Here is a 21,986-nt window from a genome sequence, read left to right as displayed (position 1 = left end):
CTTGCCACCCATTCTGCACCACCCCTTTTGCTTTCCGCCTCTTCTTTCTCTGTCGTGATCTGGCTGCACGACTATGCCTCCTCAAGGGATGCGATCGAAACCCCCACAACTCCCTGTATATGTCCAATGTTGGGCTGATAGGTCATCTATCCTATGCTATTGTGACAACAAGGGAGAAAGCTCGCGAAGGGGCCTGGAGGAGGCACTATGAGATTCGTCATCGCACTGATCCTATCGTTTGCCCTGGTGTGGGTATGCGCAAAACCCCTGAAGAAGCACCCCGCTCCCTTCTACCTGGGTGCCGCGGCCCTTTTGGCCCTGTACTTCTGGGGCACCGCGGTGAATATCCGCGGCGAGGCGTGGTCTTACTTTCAGCCGCTCATGCAGCGCTGCGCTTTGGCGTTTCTGCTCTTCTCCATTGTCATGTTCGTAGGCGTTCTGAACGAGCGAAACCCTTTGCGCGCCCACCTCATGCCCATTCGCCGGCAGCTGTCCATCCTCGCCTGTATCTTTGCCGTAGGGCACATCGTCTTCTACAGCGCCTCCTATATCCCGCGCATCACGAGTGCCTTTTCCGGGAACCTGGCCTTCTCGCTGGGCTTGGCCGCGCTCATCACGGCGCTCATGGCGGTGCTGTGGATCACTTCGTTCCAGGTGGTGAAGCACGGCATGAAGGCCCTCACCTGGAAGCGCATTCAGCGTCTGGCCTACCCCTTCTACGTGCTGACCTATGTGCATTTGGCGCTGCTGCTCATGCCGAGCGCCCTGGTGGGCAACACCGTGGCCGTCGTGTCCATCGCTGTGTACTCGGCGGTCATGGGCGCCTACGTGGTGCTGCGCTCGGCCAAGGCACTGGCAGACCGGCGCGCCGAGGCAACCGCCCCCGCCACCGAGCTCGACCTGGAGACCGCCGCGACCGCTTAAGCCGCCTCGAGAGCAATCTTGACGCGAACGCGGAAGCGACGCAGTTGTCTACGCCGTCTCTGACAATGCCCTGCACATCCCATCTTGTAAGAATCATTACCAAAAGAGGAGGACGGGGCATCTCGTTGCGCTCATGATCTGGAGTTTGTCGCTAATACGGAAAGAACATCACGTTATGTGTGTCTAAAACGGAGATGTGTCTAACGCAGAAAAATCGCGCTTCTGACGCTGAGCGATTTGCGCAGACGAATGAAAAGGGAGCCCGAAGGCTCCCTTTTCGGTTGCGGTCCAGGGTTGGGCCGGCAAGCTTTGGCGTTCGCTCGCCCTACTCGGCGGCGTAGAGGTCCTTGAGCTTCTGCAGATGATCCCAGCGATCCATGGCGGCGCGCTCGTTCTCGGCGAAGAGCTCGCCGGCGCGCTCGGGGAACTCGCGGGTCAGACGGCTGTAGCGGGCCTCGTTCATGAGGAAGTTCTGGTACTCCCCCTCCACCGGCTCCTTGGAGTCGATGACGAGCTTCTTGCCCGGGGCACCTTGCGGGTTGAAGCGCAGCAGGTTCCAGTAGCCGCAGTCCACGGCCTTCTTCATCTCGGTCTGGCAGTTGGTCATGCCGCCCTTGATGGAGTGCATCTCGCAGGGGCTGTAGCCGATGATGAGCGAGGGACCCGGATAGGCCTCGGCCTCGGTGATGGCCTTGATAGTCTGGTTCAGGTTCGCACCCATGGCGATCTGCGCCACGTACACGTAGCCGTAGGTCATGGCGATCTCGGCGAGGCTCTTCTTCTTCACGTCCTTGCCGGCCGCGGCGAACTGCGCCACCTGGCCGAGGTTGGAGGCCTTGGAGGCCTGGCCGCCGGTGTTGGAGTACACCTCGGTGTCGAACACGAACACGTTCACGTCCTTGCCGGAGGCGAGCACATGATCCAGACCGCCGTAGCCGATGTCGTAGGCCCAGCCGTCGCCACCAAAGATCCAGACGGACTTCTTGGTCAGGTAGCTCTTGTTGGCCAGGATGCCGGCGGCCAGCGCCGCCAGGTCGCCCTCGCCTGCAGCGGCGGTCTCCAGGGCCGCGATGTAGGCCGCCGCGGCCGCCTTGGAGGCCTCGGCGTCAGCGCGGGCCTCGAGCCACGCACGGGCCGCGTCGGCCAGCTCGCCGGCCGCGCCAGCGCACTCGATGAGCGCCTCGGTATCCACCACGACCTTGTCCTGCACAGCCTCATAGCCCAGAAGCATGCCCATGCCGTGCTCGGCATTGTCCTCGAACAGCGAGTTGGACCAGGCCGGACCGTGGCCGTCGGCGTTCACCGTGTAGGGCGAGGTGGCCGCCGGACCGCCCCAGATGGAGGAGCAGCCCGTGGCGTTGGCGATGTACATGCGATCGCCGAACAGCTGGGTGACCAGGCGGGCGTAGGAGGTCTGGGCGCAGCCGGCGCAGGAGCCGGAGAACTCCAGCAGAGGCCGCTTGAACTGGCTGGCCTTCACCGAAGTGCCCTCCAGCTCCTCCTTGCGCGCAACGTCCTTCACGCAGTAGTCGAACACCGGCTGCTCGTTCAGCTCATCGGCGATGGGCATCATGGTCAGCGAATCGGTGGGGCACTGGATGGCGCACAGGCCGCAGCCCATGCAGTCGAGCGGCGAGACGGCCAGCACGTACTGCATGTCGGCACCCACCTTGCCTTTCACGGGGATGTGCTTGGTCTGGGCCGGGGCCGCGGCCATTTCGGCCTCGGTCAGGGCGAAGGGACGAATGGTGGCGTGAGGGCACACGAACGCGCACTGGTTGCACTGGATGCAGGTGTCGGCGTTCCACTCGGGCACCTGCACGGCCACGCCGCGCTTCTCGTAGGCCGAGGCGCCCAGCGGGAACTGGCCGTCCTCATAGCCCATGAAGGCGGACACGGGCAGGGAGTCGCCGTCCATGCGGCCCACGGGGAACATGATGTTCTCCACAAGGCTCACGGTCTCGGGACGGCCCTCGGCAGAAGCGGCCTTAACGGAGCCCTCGGCATCCTTCCAGGAAGCGGGCACTTCCACGGCCACGAAGGCAGTAGCGCCGGCATCGATGGCCTTGTGGTTCATGTCCACGATATCCTGGCCCTTCTTGGCGTAGGAGGCCGTGGCCGCGTCCTTCATATAGCGGATGGCCTCCTCCTGGGGCATAACGCCGGCCAGGGTGAAGAAGGCGGACTGCAGGATGGTGTTGGTGCGCTTGCCCATGCCGATTTCCATGGCCAAATCGATGGCGTTGATGAGGTACAGCTTGATGTCGTTCTCGGCGATGTAGCGCTTCGCGTCAGCCGACAGGTGCTGCTCCAGCTCCTCGGGGGTCCACTGGCAGTTGATGAGGAAGGCGCCGCCCGGCTTCACATCGCGCACAATGGGGAAGTCCTTGGTGATGTAGGACGGATTGTGACAGGCCACGAAGTCGGCCTTGTTCACGTAGTAGGGGCTGCGGATGGGGGCGTCGCCGAAGCGCAGGTGCGAGATGGTCACGCCGCCGGTCTTCTTCGAGTCGTACTGGAAGTAGGCCTGCACGTACTTGTCGGTATGATCGCCGATGATCTTGATGGAGTTCTTGTTCGCGCCCACGGTGCCGTCGCCGCCGAGGCCCCAGAACTTGCACTCGATGGTGCCGGGGGCGGCGGTGTTGGGGGCGGGCACCTCGGGCAGGGACAGGCCCGTCACGTCGTCCACGATGCCGATGGTGAACTGGCGGCGCGGCTCGTCCTTCTCAAGCTCGGTGAAGATGGCGAACACGGACGCGGGCGGGGTGTCCTTGGAGCCGAGGCCGTAGCGGCCGCCGGTCACGGTGATGCCCTCGCGGCCTTCCACGGACAGCGCGTTCACCACATCCATGTACAGGGGCTCGCCGATGCTTCCGGGCTCCTTGGTGCGGTCCAGCACGGCGATCTTCTTGCAGCTAGCGGGCAGGGCAGCCACGAACTTCTCGGTCACGAAGGGGCGGTACAGGCGCACCTTCACGAGGCCCACCTTCTCTCCTTGGGCGGTGAGGTAGTCGATGACCTCCTCGGCCACGTCGCAGATACTTCCCATGGCCACGATAACGCGCTCGGCGTCCGGCGCGCCGTAGTAGTTGAACAGCTGGTAGTTGGTGCCCAGCTTCGCGTTCACCTTGCTCATGTACTCCTCCACCACGGCCGGCAGATCGTTGTAGATGGAGTTACAGGCCTCGCGGTGCTGGAAGAAGATGTCGCCGTTCTCGTGGGAGCCGCGCATGGCCGGGCGCTCCGGGTTCAGGGAGTGCTCGCGGAAAGCATTCACCGCATCCATATCGCACAGCTCGGCCAGATCCTCGTAGTCCCACACCTGGATCTTCTGCACCTCGTGGGAGGTACGGAAGCCATCGAAGAAGTTGAGGAAGGGAACACGGCCCTTGATGGCGGCCAAGTGGGCCACGGCGGACAGGTCCATGACCTCCTGCACGTTGCCCTCGGCGAGCATGGCGAAGCCGGTCTGGCGGCAGGCCATGACGTCGGAGTGGTCGCCGAAGATGTTGAGCGCCTGGGTGGAGACGGTGCGGGCCGACACATGGAAGACCGTGGGCAGCTGCTCGGCGGCGATCTTGTACATGTTGGGGATCATGAGCAGCAGGCCCTGGCTGGCCGTGTAGGTGGTGGTCAGCGCGCCGGTGGCCAGCGAGCCGTGCACGGCACCCGCCGCTCCGCCCTCGGACTGCATCTCGCACACCTTCACCGTGGTGCCGAAGATGTTCTTGCGGCCCTGGGCAGCCCAAATGTCGACGAAGTCGGCCATGGGACTTGAGGGAGTGATGGGGTAGATGCCGACAACCTCGGTGAACGCGTAGGACACGTGCGCCGCGGCGTTGTTGCCGTCCATCGACTTCAGAACTCTCGTCATGTTCCTCTCCTTTGCATCTGGCCCGCGCGGGATCGGCCGGCTTGCGGCCTCGCGAACATCCGCGGGGTGGTACTGTCGCGGAGAGGTCGAGAGGACGGAAGCGCACCGACCGGCGAGTCGGATTTGCTCTGCGAACAGAAATACCTGTCTGATAATAGCAGTCCCCCGCCGCTGACGAACCGTCAACGTTTCCCCTCCCCCGCCACAGCCCTGACCCGTCGGTCGGCGGGAGGACACGCGCCCACCACGGGGCATCCCCGCCCTCGACAGACGCGCCCCGCACCCGGAGTGCTCGCGCGGCCCTGTGCGCATCAGGCGACTCAAAAGGCGGCGACCTCGATGACCCAATGGGGCACCCGCTCCTTGGCTTTGCTGTGGGATTTCCGGACGAGGCGCGGCGCCCTTCTATAATAGTGGGAAATCACGATGAGAAAGGATGCCCGTGGTCCCCTCTCCGCTCTCTGCGCTCCTCGCGGTGCCCGAGGCCGCCGCCCTCCCTCTTACCCGTCGGGCCTTTGTGGCCGGGGCCGCTTCCGCTGCGACGGCCGTGGCCCTGGGCGGCTGCTCGGTGGAGCAGCCCCTCGAGCCCGCACCGGCACCGGCGCCCGACGCCCCCGCCGCCGCGCCCGAGATCGAGAGCGGCGTGGCTGGCACGCTGACGGCGGCCGTGGCCTACGAGGACGGCACGCCTAACCCCATCGGCTGCGCCTCGGGGCTGTTCCTGGCCGCGAACTGGCACGTGTTCGAAGGGCTCTACGAGCTGGACATGCACACCTACCGCGCCGAGCTGGGGCTGGCCGCGGCCGACCCGGTGCAGATCGACGACCTCGCCTTCGAGGTGACCCTGCGGGAGGGCACCGTGTTCTCCGACGACAGCCCCCTTACCGTGGACGACGTGGTGAACGCCTTCAACCGCAATATGGCCGACGAGCTCTACGGGCCCTTCCTCTCGTTCATCCGCTCTGTGACCGCCACCGACGACCGCACCCTGCGCTTCGCCCTGACCGCCCCCATGGGCTCGCTTCTGCGGGAACGCCTCGCCCTCGTGCGCATCTTCCCCGCCACCGCCACCGACGAGGAACTCACAAGCCGTCCTATCGGAAGCGGCCCATGGTGCTACGACACCGTGAATGCCGCCGACGGCGGGACCATCACCTTCACCCCCAACCACCGCTACGAGGGCCCCTACCCCGCCACCTGCAACCGCATGGCCTGGTCGGTCATCCTTAATGACGAAGAGCGCACCCGCGCGCTGGCCGAGAAGCGCGTGCTGGCCATGGAGGCGGCCCCCGAGGTGCTCGCCGATGCCATCGCTGAGGCGGGAGCATCGGTGGACTACGTGCCCGGCTGCAACCTGCCCTTCCTCATGTTCAACTGCGCCCGGCCGCCCTTCGACGATACCCGCGTGCGCCAGGCACTCCTGTACGCCCTGGACGTGGACTCTATGATCGGCCAGGTCATGGCCGGCCATGCCCGTCCGGCCACCTCGCTTCTGCCCGACTACTTCCGCGGCTACCACCGCGCCTCCACGGTGTACAGCTACGACCCGGAGAAGGCCCGCAAGCTTCTGGCAGAGGCGGGCGTGGAAGAGCTCACCCTTACCCTGCGCGTGAACGACAACTGGGTGAGCGCGCTGGCACCGATGATCATCGAGGACTGGAAGGCCGTGGGCGTGACCGCCGAGGCAGTGCCGCTGGATGCCGCAGCGCTGTTCGAGGACATCTCCACGCCACCAGAGGCCGCCACGCTGCTGCCCTTCGATGTGGTGCTCTCCCCCGGCGATCCGTCCTGCTTCGGCAACGATCCCGACCTCATCATGAGCTGGTGGTACGGCGACAATGTCTGGACGCGGGCCCGCACCTGCTGGGCCGCTACGCCCCAGTTCGCCGAGCTATCCGAGCTCATGGCCGAGGCGCGAGCCAGCATCGATGAGGCCGCCCAGCAGGATCTGTGGAACCAGTGCTTCGACATCATCGCCGCCGAGGCGCCGCTCTACCCGCTGTTCCACCGCGAGACAGCCACGGCCTACTACGACGGCCAGCTGGACGGCTACGACCCCATTGGGGCGACGGGGCTGCTATTCCTCGGCACGACCCCCATGAAGGAAGCACGGCCGATCTAGGAAAAGAGCTACCTTACTTCCAGAACAGCACCGTCTGCAGGAGGTCCTGGTAGGCCCAGGGGTACACGTCCGAATACCAGCCGGTCTCGGGCACGAGGCACAGCAGCAGGCTGTAGGTGACGCTCGCCGCCGCCAGCACGAGAAGCACCTTCAGCATGAGGTCGTAGCCGGTCCGCGCGTGGGAGAGCTGCTCGTTCACGACGAAGCACAGCAGCACCGAGGCCGCCAGGAACATGAAGCTGAAATCGGCATAATAGCGCTGGAGGATGCCCGCCAGTTCCGCATCGGCCAAGGCCACGACCACGCCAGAAGCCAGCAGCACCACGATCACGCCCATAATGGTGCGCGTCGAGCGCTGCCGCACCCGCATGCCCAGAATGCGCTTCGAGAACGCGAGCACCCACAGAAGCGGCAGACAGGCGAAGATGCCGCCGAAGGTGACCTCCTTGATGGTTTGGCCCATGTAGGTGGTGTCGAAGGGGGCCGGCTGGAGGAAGGGAAACACCCCCACCATGGAGGGCGGCTGCAGGAAGTAAGTGAAGAAGGCCGGCGCCAGGCGCCCCAGGTTCATGCCGCGCTTGGTCATATCGTTCACCGTGAGGTTGTAGTTGGCGCCGAAATCGGTCAGCGAGCCGAACCGCGCGTAGTTGTAGGCCATGATGCCGGCGGCCACCAGCAGGTAGGGCGCCACCAGGCAGGCGAACTCCCCCGCACCCGCCCGGGTGCGCAGCCGCCCCTCGGTGATGTAGGTGCGCCAGAACAGCGGAAAGGCCAGAAACGACAGCACCAGCAGCTGCGGTCGGCACCCGGCCACAAGAGCCATGCACAGCGACCCGGTGAACAGCCACGGACGGCGATGGCGCCCCACACTCCCTCGGTTCCAGCAGCACAGGCCCCACACCGAGAAGGCGAGCCCGCACATGATGGGCAGCGAATAGAAGGTGGGGAACTTCACCAGGTACAAGATGCCGCTACAGGCCACGAGCGGTATCTGCAACAGGAGGTACACACCGAGGGAAACCGAGCGGAAGTGGTAGCGGGCGAAGCGGTCGAGCAGAGCCGTGGCCCCCAGCACGAAGGCGATGGCCATAACGAGCACGCCGATGGCCGTGGGAAAGTTCGCCCCCGTGAGCAAATAGAAGGGCAGGTAGAACAGGAGCACCGGCACGACGCCGAAGTACACGTAGTAGTGGCCCTCGTAGTAGGCCACATCGAACAGGTAGGGCTCGCCGGTGGCCTTCTGGGCCTCATCCCGAGCACCCTTGTCGTAGGGATCTTCCATGTCCTGGAGCCACTGGGGCGGCTCTTCGTCCAGGTACAGACGCCCCTCGGCCATGGCCCGGGCCAGCTCGGCGTACTGCTGGGCATTGTCGCCGCCCACTTCGAAGGTGTTCACCACCGACGCTCCGTCCCAGGAGCCGTAGTTGTAGCTCGAGGTGGCCACGCCCACCAGGTTCGACCCGTAGAACAGAAATCCGGTCAGCAGCGCCACTTCCACCAACACGGCGAAAATGATACCCGCCTTGGACTTGCGGGGGTTCTCCACGATACGGATGCGGTAGATGGCCGATTTCGGACGGAAGCCGTAGCCCACGAGCATGACCATGAGCACGGCCGCGAAGCGCCAGCCGTTGAAGGCGAAGGGGCGATGGGCGTTCAGATACAGCCCGTCGAGCAGGATGGGGTAGGACACCTCGGCTCCCAGCTCCTCCCCCGCGATCTCGATGCGCAGGTTGTCCACGCGGCCGGCGGTCTGGAGGTTCACGAACTTGCTCTGCTCCACGTTCGTGGATATGTCGGCCAGGGGCACCCCCACGGTGTACTCCGTGGAGTCGAAGTAGGTCTGGTGGGCCCCATCCGTGAACTGGATCTTCACCGAGACCAGCTGGGCCGGTTGGCTCGCGGCGAAGTCCAGCTTGATGTTGTGCACCTCGGTATTGAGGTTCGAGAACTCCATGACGTGGTCCACGTCCGTGAGGCTGTAGGTGCCGTCCTCGTTCTGGGCCAGGGACAGCCGATCGGTGAGGTTGATAGTTTGGTAGCCGGCGCTGGCGAAGTAGTTCATATTGAAGACGAACACCTCGCAGGCGGCGGCCAATAGCGCGATGAGCGCCACGGCCCGAACCGCCCGCAGCAGGGTGCCGCGGTAGATGAGCATGAAATGCTCGAAGGTGTAGGCTATGTTCTCGCGCACAGTGGGCATGGGCCTATTATATAGAGAAAACCCGCACCCCTTCGCGGGATGCGGGTTTCAGAGGTTAAACGCCTTACCTCACGGGACGACCAACGGCGGCGAGGCCGCAACCTAGGCGAGCGCTTCCTTCACGTCCGCGTAGACGACCTCCGGGTCGCGGTCACCGTCGATGGTGACGAGCAACTCGCAGCCGCGGTAGTAGTCGATGAGCGGGCTCGTGGCAGTCTCGTACACATCCAGGCGGTTGCGCACGGTGGCCTCGTTGTCGTCGTCGCGCTGGTACATCTCGCCACCGCACTTCGGGCAGGTATCGCCGTCGGCGGCACTGCCGATGTAGCCGCAGTCGCGGCACATGCGACGGGAGGTGAGGCGGCCGACGATGACCTCAGGGTCAACGTCGATGAGCAGGGCGGCGTCCAAGGGGCGGCCCAGCTTGGAGAGCTCGGCGTCCAGCGCCACGGCCTGGGCCGAAGTGCGCGGGAAGCCGTCGAGGATGAAGCCGTTGGCGGTGTCGCCGTCCTGGAGGCGCTCGGTCACCAGGCCGATGATGACGTCATCGGGCACCAGATCACCAGCGTCCATGTAGGACTTGGCCTTCTGGCCGAGCGGCGTGCCCGCCTTCACCGCCGCGCGCAGCATGTCGCCGGTGGAGATGTGGGGCAGCTCGAACTCCGCTACCAGCTTGGCTGCCTGGGTGCCCTTGCCAGCACCGGGAGCCCCAAGAAGCACGATGTTCATGGAAACATCCTTTCGTTTCTACCTGCGGTTCCTCTTACTTGAAGAAACCTTCGTAGTTGTACATCTTCAGCTGACTCTCGATCTTGCTCATGGTGTCCAGGGCCACGCCGATCATGATGAGGATGGACGTGCCGCCGAACGCTTGGATAAGCTGGTTGTTCGTGAAGAAGAAGATGATGGTGGGCACCACGGCAATGGCCGCGATGAAGATGCCGCCGGGCAGTGTCACGCGATTGATGACGTTTTTGATGTACTGCACCGTGGCCGTGCCAGGACGCACGCCGGGAATGAAGCCGCCCTGCTTGCGGATGTTGTCAGCGGTCTCTTCGGGATTGAACACCATGGAGGTGTAGAAGTACGCGAAGAACACGATGAGCAGCACCGTGAGCACCCAGTTCAGCCAACCGGTGGAGCACCAGTTCGCGAACTCCGTCAGCCAGCCCACATTGAAGATGGCCGCCAGCTGGGCCGGGAAGTAGATGAGGCAGCTCGCGAAGATGATCGGGATAACGCCGGCCGCGTTCACCTTCAGCGGAATGTAGGTGGACTGACCGCCCATCATCTTGCGACCTTGCACGCGCTTGGCATAGTTCACCGGGATGCGGCGCTGGGCTCGCTCAACGAAGATGATGAGCGGGATGCACACCAGCACCACGGCCAGGATGACCAGGGTGAGGGCGATACCCGTGCCCAAGTCGCTCGTGAGGTTCACCGACGAGAAGATGGCGGAAGGCACACGGGACACGATGCTCACGAAGATGATGAGCGACATGCCGTTGCCGATGCCGCGCTGAGTGATCAGCTCGCCCATCCACATGATGAACGCCGTGCCGGCCACGAGGGTGAACACGATGATGGCATCCGTGAGCAGCTCGGGCACCTCGGTGGAGAACTGCACGCCGTAGGCCGGGGACTTGAACAGCAGCAAGTAGCCGACCGCGTTGATGAGGCCCAGGCCCAACGTGAGATAACGGGTGACCTGGGTGATCTTACGACGCCCGGTATCGCCCTCGCGGGCCCAGCGGCCCACGGCGGGAATGACGCCCTGCATCAGCTGCATGATGATGGATGCGGTGATGTAGGGCATGATCCCAAGGGAGAACACCGAGAAGTTCGACAGCGCGCCGCCGGTGAACAGATCCAGCATGGTCATAGCCACACCGGTGTCCTGGAAGGCCGTGGCAAACTCGTGGAAGGGAATGCCCGGGACCGGCACATAGGCCCCGAAGCGGTAGAGCGCGAGAATCGCCAACGTGAAGAGGATCTTCTTGCGCAGCTCCGGAACCTTGAATGCGTCAAGAATTGACCTTAGCAAGGCTCTTCGACCTTTCCTCCGGCCGCCTCGATCTTCGCCTTGGCGGTAGCGGACACCTTATCCACGCGCACGGTGAGAGGCTTGGTGATCTCACCGTCGCCGAGCACCTTCACGAGAGCGTCGGCGTGCTTGATGATGCCCTTGGCCTTCAGGGAATCGCCGTCCACCACGTCGCCGGCCTCGAACTTGGCGTCCAGGCGGCTCACGTTGACGGGCAGGTACTCAACACGGTTGAAGTTGCGGAAGCCGGGCAGCTTCGGCAGGCGACGGGCCAGCGGAGTCTGGCCGCCCTCGAAGCCGGCGCCCTTGCCGCCGCCAGCGCGGGACTTCTGGCCGTTCATGCCGCGACCGGCGGTCTTGCCGGTGCCAGAAGCAGGGCCGCGGCCCACGCGCTTGCGGTTCTTGGTGGAGCCAGCAGCAGGCTTCAGATCCTTAAGTTCCATGTTGTTCTTTCTCCTTTGTTTCGCTTTCCGACCAGGTGTTTTCTTAATTCTGACCGGTGCTGGCAGCTCGCCGCCAGCAAACTTCCTTCTATCATGGCAACGGCGCACCCGTTTTCGAGTGCGCCGGAAACCATCAAATGGGGTGCGAGAAGATTTAGATCTCCTCGACGGTGATGAGGTGCTTCACGGTGAAGATCATGCCGCGCACGCTCTCGTTGTCGACCTGATCGACGGTGTCGCCGATGTGGTGCAGGCCCAGGGCGCGCAGGGTGCGGCCCTGATTCGGCTTGCGGCCGATGGGGCTCTTGACCTGGGTCAGACGCAGGGTCTTCTTCGTCTCAGCCATTAGTTCTCCTTCCCGCCGAACATCTCGGCCACGGAGATACCACGGCGAGCGGCAACCTCGGCCGGGCTCTCCATGTTCTTGAGACCCTCGGCAGCGGCCTTCACGATGTTCATGGCGTTGTTGGTGCCGAGCGACTTGGTGATGACGTTCTGCACGCCCGCAAGCTCCATGATGGCGCGGACCGGGCCGCCGGCCAGAACACCGGTACCGGGAACGGCCGGCTTGATGAGCACGCGGCCGGCACCGTACTCGCCCATGATCTCATGGGGCACGGAGCCCTCGGCGGTGACGGGCACGGTGAACATGTTCTTCTTCGCGTCCTCGACGCCCTTCTTGATGGCGGTGGGCACTTCCTGGGACTTGCCCATGCCCACGCCCACGCGGCCGTTGCCGTCGCCCACGACCACGAGCGCGGTCAGGCCGAAGCGGCGGCCGCCCTTGACGACCTTGGACACGCGGTTGATGAAAACGACGCGCTCCTGCAGCTCAGGAGTAGTGCTCTCCTGCTGACGGTTGTTGTTACGAGCCATATGCCAAACCCCTTCTAGAATTTCAATCCGGCTTCGCGGGCAGCGTCGGCCAGAGCCTTGATGCGCCCGTGATACAGGTTGCCGCCACGGTCGAACACAACTTCCGTCACGCCCTTCTCCTGGGCCAGCTTGCCGACGATGGCGCCGAGCTCAGCTGCGCCCTCGACGGTGGCGCCGGACTTGCCGGTGGCCTTGAAGTCGGGGCCGAGAGTGGACACACCGCAGATGGTGACATGGGCCACGTCATCGATGACCTGAGCGTAGATGTTGCTGTTGCTGCGCGTCACGCAAAGGCGCGGACGGGCTGCAGTGCCGGAGATCTTACCGCGGACGCGACGATGGCGACGGGCGAGACCGGCCTGCTTCTTCTGTTGCTTATTCATAGGTTAATCCCTTCAATCAGCTACCGAGTAGGCTTAGTCTTTGCCGGCCTTGCCAGCCTTGCGGCGGACATGCTCGCCCTCGTAGCGGATGCCCTTGCCCTTGTAGGGCTCCGGCTTGCGCCACTTGCGGATGTTCGCGGCAACCTGGCCGACCTGCTCCTTGCTCGGGCCGGAGACCACGATCTCGGTCTGGGAGGGAACCTCGAAGGCAATGCCCTCGGGAGCCTCCACCAGCACCGGGTGGGAGTAGCCGAGCTGCATCTCGAGGTCCTTGCCCTTGAGAGCGGCACGGTAGCCGACGCCGACGAGCTGCAGCTTCTTGGAGAAGCCGGCGGACACGCCCTCCACCATGTTGGCGAGCAGCGTGCGAGTCAGGCCGTGAGCGCTCTTGGACTCACGGGTGTCGTCGGGGCGGGTCACGATGAGCTCGTCGCCCTCGCGGACGATGGTCATGGACGGAAGGAACGTGCGGGTCAATTCGCCCTTGGGGCCCTTCACCGTCACCGTCTGGCCGTCGATGGTCACATCGACGCCGGCAGGAACGGGAACGGGCATCTTACCGATACGAGACATAGGTCAATCCCTTCCTTTCCTACCACAGATAGGCGACAACCTCGCCGCCGATGCCCTCTTTACGGGCATCGCGGTCGGTCATCACGCCGCGGGACGTCGAAATAATGGCGCAGCCGAGACCGCCGAGCACGCGGGGCAGCTCGTCCTTGCCGGCGTAGATACGCAGGCCGGGCTTGGAGATGCGCTTGATGCCGCGGATGGTCTTGGCCTTCTTCGGGCCGTACTTGAGGGTGATCTCAAGGGTGGCGCGGGGCTCGCCGTCGATCACGTCGAAGCGCTGGATGTAGCCCTCCTGCTCCATGATGCGCACGATCTCGACGAGCTTCTTGCTCGACGGCATGGACACCGTCGCCTTGCCGGCAGACTGGCCGTTGCGCACGCGCGTCAGCATGTCTGCGATGGGGTCGGTCATTGTCATGTGGTTTCTCCTTTGATCCGTGATGAACCATGCGTTCGGTTCGTCGGCGCCCATAGCGCCTCCGCCTGTAACGCTGGCACACCCTGACGTGGGTCGGTTCCTACCAGGAAGCCTTGGTCACGCCGGGCAGCTCGCCTTTGTTAGCCAACTCACGCACGCAGATACGGCACAGGCCGAACTTGCGATAGTAGGCGCGGGGACGTCCGCAACGGGTGCAGCGGTTGTGCTGCCGCGTCGAGAACTTCGGTTCGCGCTTGGCTTTGGCGATCATCGATTTCTTAGCCATGCATTCCTTCTTTCTTATGCCTTCAAGCCCGCATTCCTTTTCGCGGACTCAAAACCTGAGGTTACGCGACGAGGGCTTCTGCCCTGCCGTTTTACTTGCTCTTGAACGGGAAGCCGAGCGCCGTCAGCAGCGCGAGGGCGCCCTCGTTCTCGCCGGCATTGGTGACAAAGGTGATGTCCATACCGCGGGTACGGTCGATCTTGTCGTACTCGATCTCGGGGAAGATCAGCTGCTCGGTGATGCCGAGCGTGTAGTTGCCGCGACCGTCGAAGCTCTTCGGCGAGATACCGCGGAAGTCGCGGACGCGGGGAAGAGCGGTGGCCAGCAGACGATCGAGGAACTCCCACATGCGGTCGCCGCGCAGGGTCACCTTGCAGCCGATGGCCTGGCCCTCGCGCACATGGAAGCCGGCGATGGACTTCTTCGCGCGGGTGACGCAGGGCTGCTGACCGGTGATGATGCGCATGTCGTTCATGGCGGCATCGAGCAGCTTGGAGTCGCCGGCGGCGGCGCCAACGCCCATGTTTACCACGATCTTCTCGAGGCGGGGCACGCAGTTCACGTTCTTGATGCCGAGCTGCTCAATGAGAGCCGGCACGATCTCGGTCGTGTACTTGACCTTCAGACGAGGGGTTTCAGCCATGTCTTCTCTTGCCTTTCTTCGATGGATTAAACGCGGGATTTCCGACCCCGCGTCCCTGGGACCTTCCCAGGGCCATAGCGCGCGAGCGCGCGATTGGATATTGTCCCACAAGCGGGCACTCTATCCAAGGAAAAATCCGCCCGCTCTCAACGAACGGGCGGATTTTCACGAAAACTCTACTCGGCAGCCGGGATGTCCTTGCCGCACTTCTTGCAGACGCGGACGAGCTTGCCCTCGTCGCGGCGACGGGCCACACGGGTGGCCTCACCGCAGCTCGGGCACACGAGCATCACGTTGGAGACGTGGATCGGGGCCTCAAGGGAGGAAATGCCGCCCTGGGGATTCTGCTGGGTGGGACGCATGGCCTTCTTGACCATGTTCACCTTCTCGACCACCACGCGGGACTTCTCGGGGACGGAACGGAGCACCTTGCCGGTCTTGCCGCGGTCCTTGCCGGTGATCACCTTGACGGTGTCGCCCTTGCGGATCGTCATCTTGTTCTGAGCCATTCTGACACCTCCCTTACAGCGTTTCCGGTGCCAGAGACACGATCTTCATGTACTTCTTGTCGCGCAGCTCGCGCGCCACGGGCCCGAAGATACGGGTGCCACGGGGGGAGCCGTCGTTATTGATCAGCACAGCGGCGTTCTGATCGAAGCGGATGTAGGAGCCGTCGGCGCGACGAACTTCCTTCTTCACGCGCACGATCACGCAGCGCACGACCTCGCCCTTTTTGACGTTGCCGTTGGGCATCGCTTCCTTGACGCTGCAGATGATCACGTCACCGAGGCCCGCATAGCGGCGCTTAGAGCCGCCCAGGACCTTGATGCACTGCACCTTGCGAGCGCCGGAGTTGTCGGCCACGGCGAGCATGGATTGCATCTGAATCATGTGATGTTCCTAACTTTCCTTAACAATAGCCTTCGTGCCGGGGCACTAAAACTATTTGGCCTTCTCGACGATCTTCACGAGGCGCCAGCGCTTCATCTTGGACAGCGGGCGCGTCTCCATGATCTGAACGGTGTCGCCGATACCGGCCTCGTTGTTCTCGTCATGGGCATGGAACTTCTTGGTGGAGGTAATCATCTTCTTGTAGATGGGGTGGGGCTTGCGCTCCTCCACAGCCACCACGATGGTCTTGTCGTTGGCGTCGCTGACCACGATGCCCTGACGGACCTTACGCAGGTTACGCTCTTCAGTCATTGTTTGCACCTTCCTTGATCTACGCGCTCAGCTCGCGAGCCCGCATCTCAGTCATGATGCGCGCGATGTCCTTCTTAACCTGCTTCACGCGGGCGGTGTTGTCAAGCTGGCTCGTGGCCATCTGGAAGCGAAGGTTGAACAGCTCAGCCTTGGCCTCCTTCAACTTCACCTGCAGGTCCTCGGCAGAAAGTTCACGAATCTCTGCTGCTTTCATTATTGCTGCCCCTCCGTTTCACGAGTGACGATCTTGCACTTGATGGGCAGCTTGTTGATGGCCAAACGAAGTGCCTCGCGGGCGGTCTCATCGTCCACACCGGCGATCTCGAACATGATGCGGCCCGGCTTCACGACAGCAACCCAGCCCTCGGGGTTGCCCTTACCGGAACCCATGCGGGTCTCGGCGGGCTTGGAGGTGATGGGCTTGTCGGGGAAGATGGTGATCCACACCTTACCGCCACGCTTCATGTGACGGGTCATGGCGATACGAGCAGCCTCGATCTGACGGTTGGTGATCCAGTGAGCCTCGAGGGCCTGGATACCGTACTCACCGTGGTTCAGGCGCGTGCCACCCTTGGCCTTGCCCTTCATGGAACCACGCTGCACCTTGCGGTGCTTGACGCGCTTAGGTACGAGCATTTACTTGTCACCCCTCTCGCGGCGATCGTTACGACGGGAACGGCTCGGGCGGGAAGAGCCCTCGAGCGCGGGCTGGGGGGCCTTCTGGCCCGGCAGCACCTCGCCGTGGTACACCCACACCTGCACGCCGATGGAGCCCATGGTAGTGGCGGCGGTGGCGAAGCCGTAGTCGATCTTCGCACGGAGGGTGTGCAGCGGCACGCGGCCCTCGCGGTACCACTCGCGGCGGCTCATCTCGGCACCGCCCAGACGGCCGGAGCACTGGATACGGATACCCTTGGCGCCGGACTTCATGGCGGACTGCACGGCCTTGCGCATGGCGCGGCGGAAGGCCACGCGGCCCTCGAGCTGCTCGGCCACGGACTGGGCGATCAGCTCGGCATCCAGCTCGGGACGCTTCACCTCGATCACGTCGATGGAGACCGGGCCGTTGGCGACCTTCTCCAGGTCCTTGCGCAGGGCGTCGATCTCGGCGCCCTTCTTGCCGATGACCACGCCGGGACGGGCGGTGGTGATGGCGACCTTGATCTTGTCGCCGGCACGCTCGATCTCCACCTTGGAGACGGAGGCGCGGGCGAGGCGCGCATCGAGGAACTTGCGGATGGCAATGTCGTTCTCAAGCGTGGCGGCGTAGTCCTTGCCGGCGTACCAGCGGCTGCGCCAATCCTCGGTGATACCGAGGCGGAATCCGGTAGGGCTTACTTTCTGACCCATTCCTTATGCCTCCTCTCGGGGTGCGACGATGATGGTGATGTGGCACGTGCGCTTGTTGATGCGCGACGCGGAGCCCTTGGCGCGGGGACGAATGCGCTTCAGGGTGGGACCCTCGTCGACAAACGCGGTCTTCACGACCAGGTTGTCGGCGCGAAGGTGGTTGTTGTGCTCGGCGTTGGCCACGGCGGAGTTCAGCGTCTTCACAACGACCTCGGCGGCGGCGCGCTCGCAGAAGGCCAGGATCTCGCGGGCCTGGGCAACGGACTTGCCGCGAACCAGGTCGACCACGACGCGGGCCTTGCGGGGAGCGATACGGACGTAACGCGATACTGCTTTAGTTTCCATGTAACTTCTCACCTATGCCCTATCGCTTCTTCTTGTCGGCCGCATGACCCTTGAAGGTACGGGTCGGCGAGAACTCGCCCAGCTTGTGGCCAACCATAGACTCGGTAACATAGACCGGCACGTGCTTGCGACCATCGTACACGGCGATGGTGTGGCCCACCATTTCCGGGAAGATGGTGCTGGCGCGGGACCAGGTCTTGATGACGTTCTTTTCGCCCGCCGCGTTCATTGCCTCGATACGGGCAAGCAGGCGCGGCTCTACGAAAGGACCCTTTTTCAAACTTCTGCTCACTTAAGACTCCTTCTATTCCGCTACTTCTTGCGACGACGGATGATGAGACGGCTGGAAGCCTTCTTCGGGTTGCGGGTGCGATGGCCCTTGGTGGGCACGCCCCACGGGGTGACCGGGTGACGACCGGCGGACTTGTTCTTGCCCTCGCCGCCGCCGTGCGGGTGGTCGACCGGGTTCATGACGGTACCGCGGACAGTCGGACGGACGCCCATCCAACGCTTGCGGCCGGCCTTGCCGATCTTGATGTTGGAGTGCTCGGCATTGCCCACCTCGCCGATGGTGGCGCGGCAGGTGATCAGCACGCGGCGCATCTCGGAAGAGGGCATGCGCAGGATGGCGTAGTTGCCCTCCTTGCCCATGAGCTGGATGGAGGTGCCGGCGGAACGGGCGATGGCGGCACCCTTGCCGGGCTGCAGTTCCACGTTGTGGATGAGCGTACCGACCGGGATGTTGGCCAAGGGCAGCGCGTTGCCGGGCTTGATGTCGGCATCGGGGCCGGAAACCACGATGTCGCCCACCTTCAGGCCCTTCGGGTGGATGATGTAGCGCTTCTCGCCGTCAACATAGTGCAGCAGAGCGATACGGGCGGAACGGTTGGGGTCGTACTCGATGGTCGCGACCTTGGCGGGCACGCCGTCCTTGTTCCGCTTGAAGTCGATGATGCGGTAGCGCTGCTTGTTGCCGCCGCCCTGGTGACGGACGGTGATGCGACCGTAGCAGTTACGACCGGCCTTCTTCGGCTTCGGGGCCAGCAGAGACTTCTCCGGCTTGGACGTGGTGATCTCCGCGAAGTCGGAGACCGTCTGAAAACGTCGGCCGGGGCTCGTCGGCTTGTACTGTTTGATTCCCACAGTAACAACCTTTCTTAACCTCGGGCTTCCCCACCGCTCCGGCCGGTAACGGCAACCGGTGCGCGTGACGTTGCCCCTTACTTCGGACCTTCCGCTCGCGCGCCTCTCCGCACACCGGAAGCTCCCCTACTTTAAGTGGTCAGGCGATTGCCGATCGGCGCAGATGGAGGCTCTCCGTCGCGACGCCGTCTAACCACGCGTCCGGGTGTATCCATAGGCACATAGACGCAAAGATGCATTATAGGCGTGGCATGCGGGGGTTTCAAGAAGTTTTTCCCAGACGGCGCGACCGTCACATTTCGCGCACATGCGGGGAGCTCGCCGAACCTGGGCGGGAAGAGGGCCCCGGGGACGCCTCGCGGGAGGCCGCACGAAGCGAGCCGGCGCCGGGCGGCCGGCGACGGGCGGCCCGAGGCAGAAAGCCACCGAGCGGAAGCCGTGCTCGCTGGCGGGAACGCCGGGGGTCACGGGGGACGCTCGCTGATGGGGATTGCGGTGGGGAGCCGCACTCGCTGATGGGGGCTGCGCGGAGAGGAGCGGTGCCCGCCAGCGGGAGCTCCGGGGGACACGGGGCGCTCGCTGGCGGGGCCGCGCGGGCCACGGGACGCCACGTTCGCTGGCGGGGCCGCGCGGGGGGCCGCCTGTTGGCCGGGGCTGGACACCGCCGGGGAGGGGCACCAAACCGCACATTTGCGACATATCCGGGAGGGAAGATGGCGCAAAATGACAGTTTGGTGTCAGCAAAGCAATGCCAGTCCTTTGCCGACCTGGCCTTTCTTGGGCTTTTACAGTCCAGAGTGGATATTGGAGACAGCATTGAAGCACCAAACAGCCTGTATGCGACAGAAATGTTTTGCTCCATGTCGCAAACGGGTTGTTTGGTGCTCCTCTCCCAATTGCGAGCCGCGTGGGGCTAACGTCCCTTGCGGATGCCGCCCTTGCGGCCATTAGCCTTGGGCGGCTTGCCCCCGCGCGGAGGTTTGGCGGAGTCGAGGTGACCGAGCGCGGCAGCCTTCGGGGGCTTACCAGGCCTTCTCCCGCCCGCGGAGCACCGGCTGTCCGGGCCTCCCCCGCTTGCGGTGCGCCGGCTACCGAAGTGCGCCTCTGTAGAGGCACCGGACGTGCGGGCATTGGGCCTCGACGGCTTTCGCGCCCTCCCCTTGCCGCCTCTGCCCTTGCTGCCCTTGCCGCCGCTGCCTCCCCGGCCGGCATCGACCTCGCTCTTTCCGTTGCACGGAACGCCCTCTTTTCCATCGCGCTTCTTGGGGCGAATGGGGCGGATGAGGCAGCCCTCGTCCCAGCCGATGAGGTCTTGGCGGCCGGCCTTCTCCAGCGCCTCGCGCACCAGGTCGTAGTTGGCGGGGTTGCGATACTGGATGAGCGCGCGCTGCATGGCCTTCTCGCGAGGGCTTCTCGGCACGTAGACGGGCTCCATGGTCAGCGGGTTGAGACCCGTGTAGTACATGCACGTGGAGATGGTGGAGGGCGTGGGGTAGAAGTCCTGCACCTGCTCGGGATTGAAGCCCATGTCGCGCACGTACTCTGCCAGCTCGATAGCCTCGGCAAGCGTGCTGCCCGGGTGCGAGCTCATGAGATAGGGCACGACGAACTGCTGCTTGCCCGTTGCCCGGTTCGCCTCCTCGAAGGCCTCGCAGAAGGCGTCGTAGACGGCTCGCGGCGGCTTGCCCATGGCGGCCAGCACCCTATCGGACACATGCTCGGGGGCCACACGCAGCTGGCCGGACACGTGGTGGGCAGCCAGCTCGTGCAGGAAGGTGCAATCCGGGTCGGGGTCGGCCATGACGTAGTCGAAGCGGATGCCGCTGCGCACGAACACCTTCTTCACCCCGGGCAGGCGCCGCAGCTTGCGCAGGAGGCCCGTGTAGTCACGGTGGTCGACCTTCAGGGCCGGACAGAGCTTCGTGCCCAGGCAGCGGCGGTCGACGCAGGCGCCCCGGGCACGCTGCCTGGCACAGGCCGGCCCGCGGAAGTTCGCTGTGGGACCGCCCACGTCGTTGATGTAGCCCTTGAAGTCGGGCTCGGCGGTCATGGCGCGGGCCTCTTCCAAAAGCGACTCGTGGGAGCGGCCCGTGACGATGCGCCCCTGATGGAAAGTGAGTGCGCAGAAGGAGCATTCGCCGAAGCAACCGCGACAGGAAGTGAGGGAGAACTTCACCTCGGAAAGGGCCGGCACGCCGCCGGCCTCGTCGTAGGACGGATGCCACGTGCGGGCGTAGGGCAGCCGGTAGACGGCGTCCATCTCGTTTTGGGTCAGCGGGGCAGCGGGCGGATTCTGCACCACGTACACGCCGTGAGGATAGGCCTCCACCAGCCGCCCTCCCTTCACCGGATCGCTCTCGCGGTACTGGATGGCAAAGCTCTCCGCGAAGGCGCGCTTGCTGGCGGACGCCTCCTCCCAACTCGGCAGCATCTGGTAGTCCACCACATGATCCAGCGAGCGAGTGCGGTACACCGTGCCGTCGATGAAGGTGAGGTCCTCCACCGCAAGACCGGCGGCGAGCGCATCGGCGATCTCCACGATGGAGCGCTCCCCCATGCCGTAGGAGATGAGATCGGCCCCCGAATCCATGAGGATAGAGCGTTTGAGCGAGTCGGACCAGTAGTCATAGTGAGCCAGACGGCGCAGGCTCGCTTCGATGCCGCCTAAGATGATGGGCGCTTTCTTGAAGGTACGGCGGATGAGATTGGAATACACCACCGCCGCGTGGTTGGGCCGCGCCCCGCTGCGGCCACCGGGAGTGTAGGCGTCGTCATGGCGGCGCTTCTTGTTCACGGTGTAGTGGTTCACCATGGAGTCCATGTTGCCCGCCGACACGAGGAAACCCAAGCGCGGCTCGCCGAACACGGCGATGCTCTCGGGGTCGCTCCAATCGGGCTGGGCGATGACGCCCACCTTGTAGCCGTGGGCCTCCAGCACGCGAGTGATGATGGCGCTTCCGAAGGAGGGGTGATCCACGTAGGCGTCGCCCGAGACATAGACGAAATCGAGCTCGTCCCAGCCGCGTTCGTCGGCCTCGGCCCGCGTGGTGGGCAAGAAGGCCGAGGCGGGCACAGAGCTGCGCGATGGCCGGGGACTGGCCTTCTCGTCCTTCGGAGATATCGGGCGCTTCGATGGGGTTTTCTTCGACACAG

24 protein-coding genes are annotated in these 21,986 nt (G+C 64.2%); 2 read left to right on the top strand and 22 right to left on the bottom strand.

The window, feature by feature from the left end; genetic code table 11:
- The first annotated feature begins 207 nt into the window (after positions 1 to 207).
- The gene (locus tag AAK988_RS04905) at positions 208 to 924 is read left to right on the top strand and encodes a ferric reductase-like transmembrane domain-containing protein (protein ID WP_369872896.1); all 717 of its coding nucleotides are present in this window, start codon (positions 208 to 210) and stop codon (positions 922 to 924) included.
- Between the two features lie 325 nt (positions 925 to 1,249).
- Here the strand turns inward: AAK988_RS04905 and nifJ are convergent, their stop codons facing one another.
- Positions 1,250 to 4,801: a pyruvate:ferredoxin (flavodoxin) oxidoreductase gene (nifJ, locus tag AAK988_RS04900; RefSeq protein ID WP_369872897.1), complete on the bottom strand. Its 3,552-nt coding sequence runs from the start codon at positions 4,799 to 4,801 to the stop codon at positions 1,250 to 1,252.
- A gap of 442 nt (positions 4,802 to 5,243) precedes the next feature.
- Between nifJ and AAK988_RS04895 the strand changes: the two genes are divergently transcribed.
- Positions 5,244 to 6,923, top strand: coding sequence for an ABC transporter substrate-binding protein (locus tag AAK988_RS04895; protein ID WP_369872898.1), 1,680 nt, complete (start codon positions 5,244 to 5,246; stop codon positions 6,921 to 6,923).
- A gap of 13 nt (positions 6,924 to 6,936) precedes the next feature.
- Here AAK988_RS04895 and AAK988_RS04890 read toward each other — a convergent pair whose 3' ends face one another.
- From AAK988_RS04890 to AAK988_RS04790, 21 genes are all read right to left on the bottom strand, one after another.
- Positions 6,937 to 9,126, bottom strand: coding sequence for a cytochrome C oxidase Cbb3 (locus tag AAK988_RS04890; protein ID WP_369872900.1), 2,190 nt, complete (start codon positions 9,124 to 9,126; stop codon positions 6,937 to 6,939).
- 102 nt (positions 9,127 to 9,228) lie between these two features.
- Positions 9,229 to 9,855: an adenylate kinase gene (locus AAK988_RS04885; RefSeq protein WP_135970807.1), complete on the bottom strand. Its 627-nt coding sequence runs from the start codon at positions 9,853 to 9,855 to the stop codon at positions 9,229 to 9,231.
- Positions 9,856 to 9,889: 34 nt separating this feature from the next.
- On the bottom strand, positions 9,890 to 11,170 hold the full coding sequence (secY, locus tag AAK988_RS04880) for a preprotein translocase subunit SecY (RefSeq protein WP_135970806.1): 1,281 nt from the start codon (positions 11,168 to 11,170) through the stop codon (positions 9,890 to 9,892).
- Positions 11,164 to 11,613, bottom strand: coding sequence for a 50S ribosomal protein L15 (gene rplO, locus AAK988_RS04875; protein WP_135970805.1), 450 nt, complete (start codon positions 11,611 to 11,613; stop codon positions 11,164 to 11,166). Before rplO ends, secY begins: the two co-directional genes overlap by 7 nt.
- A gap of 154 nt (positions 11,614 to 11,767) precedes the next feature.
- Positions 11,768 to 11,959 (bottom strand): 50S ribosomal protein L30, encoded by a 192-nt coding sequence (gene rpmD, locus AAK988_RS04870; protein WP_135970804.1) that lies wholly within the window; start codon positions 11,957 to 11,959, stop codon positions 11,768 to 11,770.
- Complete coding sequence (gene rpsE / locus AAK988_RS04865; RefSeq protein ID WP_135970803.1) at positions 11,959 to 12,489, bottom strand: 30S ribosomal protein S5; 531 nt, start codon at positions 12,487 to 12,489, stop codon at positions 11,959 to 11,961. Before rpsE ends, rpmD begins: the two co-directional genes overlap by 1 nt.
- Before the next feature lie 14 nt (positions 12,490 to 12,503).
- Positions 12,504 to 12,872 (bottom strand): 50S ribosomal protein L18, encoded by a 369-nt coding sequence (rplR, locus tag AAK988_RS04860; RefSeq protein WP_135970802.1) that lies wholly within the window; start codon positions 12,870 to 12,872, stop codon positions 12,504 to 12,506.
- A gap of 33 nt (positions 12,873 to 12,905) precedes the next feature.
- Positions 12,906 to 13,445, bottom strand: a complete 540-nt coding sequence (gene rplF / locus AAK988_RS04855) for a 50S ribosomal protein L6 (protein WP_135970801.1) — start codon at positions 13,443 to 13,445, stop codon at positions 12,906 to 12,908.
- A 19-nt stretch (positions 13,446 to 13,464) separates the two neighbouring features.
- A complete protein-coding gene (gene rpsH, locus AAK988_RS04850; protein WP_135970800.1) occupies positions 13,465 to 13,863 on the bottom strand; it encodes a 30S ribosomal protein S8 in 399 nt (132 codons plus the stop codon).
- A gap of 100 nt (positions 13,864 to 13,963) precedes the next feature.
- Complete coding sequence (locus AAK988_RS04845; protein ID WP_013980746.1) at positions 13,964 to 14,149, bottom strand: type Z 30S ribosomal protein S14; 186 nt, start codon at positions 14,147 to 14,149, stop codon at positions 13,964 to 13,966.
- Positions 14,150 to 14,240: 91 nt separating this feature from the next.
- Positions 14,241 to 14,792: a 50S ribosomal protein L5 gene (gene rplE, locus AAK988_RS04840; RefSeq protein WP_135970799.1), complete on the bottom strand. Its 552-nt coding sequence runs from the start codon at positions 14,790 to 14,792 to the stop codon at positions 14,241 to 14,243.
- Between the two features lie 176 nt (positions 14,793 to 14,968).
- Positions 14,969 to 15,301 (bottom strand): 50S ribosomal protein L24, encoded by a 333-nt coding sequence (rplX, locus tag AAK988_RS04835; RefSeq protein WP_440132284.1) that lies wholly within the window; start codon positions 15,299 to 15,301, stop codon positions 14,969 to 14,971.
- Between the two features lie 13 nt (positions 15,302 to 15,314).
- A complete protein-coding gene (gene rplN, locus AAK988_RS04830; protein ID WP_022740329.1) occupies positions 15,315 to 15,683 on the bottom strand; it encodes a 50S ribosomal protein L14 in 369 nt (122 codons plus the stop codon).
- 51 nt (positions 15,684 to 15,734) lie between these two features.
- A complete protein-coding gene (rpsQ, locus tag AAK988_RS04825) occupies positions 15,735 to 15,995 on the bottom strand; it encodes a 30S ribosomal protein S17 (RefSeq protein ID WP_135970798.1) in 261 nt (86 codons plus the stop codon).
- Positions 15,996 to 16,014: 19 nt separating this feature from the next.
- Positions 16,015 to 16,209: a 50S ribosomal protein L29 gene (rpmC, locus tag AAK988_RS04820; protein WP_016309214.1), complete on the bottom strand. Its 195-nt coding sequence runs from the start codon at positions 16,207 to 16,209 to the stop codon at positions 16,015 to 16,017.
- Positions 16,209 to 16,631: a 50S ribosomal protein L16 gene (rplP, locus tag AAK988_RS04815; protein WP_016309215.1), complete on the bottom strand. Its 423-nt coding sequence runs from the start codon at positions 16,629 to 16,631 to the stop codon at positions 16,209 to 16,211. The genes rpmC and rplP overlap by 1 nt, the downstream gene beginning before the upstream one ends.
- Positions 16,632 to 17,345, bottom strand: a complete 714-nt coding sequence (rpsC, locus tag AAK988_RS04810) for a 30S ribosomal protein S3 (protein ID WP_135970797.1) — start codon at positions 17,343 to 17,345, stop codon at positions 16,632 to 16,634.
- A 3-nt stretch (positions 17,346 to 17,348) separates the two neighbouring features.
- A complete protein-coding gene (rplV, locus tag AAK988_RS04805) occupies positions 17,349 to 17,690 on the bottom strand; it encodes a 50S ribosomal protein L22 (RefSeq protein WP_160323975.1) in 342 nt (113 codons plus the stop codon).
- Positions 17,691 to 17,709: 19 nt separating this feature from the next.
- Positions 17,710 to 17,982: a 30S ribosomal protein S19 gene (rpsS, locus tag AAK988_RS04800; protein ID WP_135970795.1), complete on the bottom strand. Its 273-nt coding sequence runs from the start codon at positions 17,980 to 17,982 to the stop codon at positions 17,710 to 17,712.
- Positions 17,983 to 18,002: 20 nt separating this feature from the next.
- Positions 18,003 to 18,833, bottom strand: coding sequence for a 50S ribosomal protein L2 (rplB, locus tag AAK988_RS04795; protein WP_135970794.1), 831 nt, complete (start codon positions 18,831 to 18,833; stop codon positions 18,003 to 18,005).
- A 913-nt stretch (positions 18,834 to 19,746) separates the two neighbouring features.
- Positions 19,747 to 21,984: a YgiQ family radical SAM protein gene (locus AAK988_RS04790; protein WP_369872904.1), complete on the bottom strand. Its 2,238-nt coding sequence runs from the start codon at positions 21,982 to 21,984 to the stop codon at positions 19,747 to 19,749.
- Positions 21,985 to 21,986 lie beyond the last annotated feature (2 nt).

It is taken from the genome of Adlercreutzia muris (genome assembly GCF_041223505.1).
GTDB lineage: Bacteria > Actinomycetota > Coriobacteriia > Coriobacteriales > Eggerthellaceae > Adlercreutzia > Adlercreutzia muris.
The sequence above is the reverse complement of the archived record's forward strand: the minus strand, read 5'-3'. Positions and strand labels throughout refer to the sequence as shown.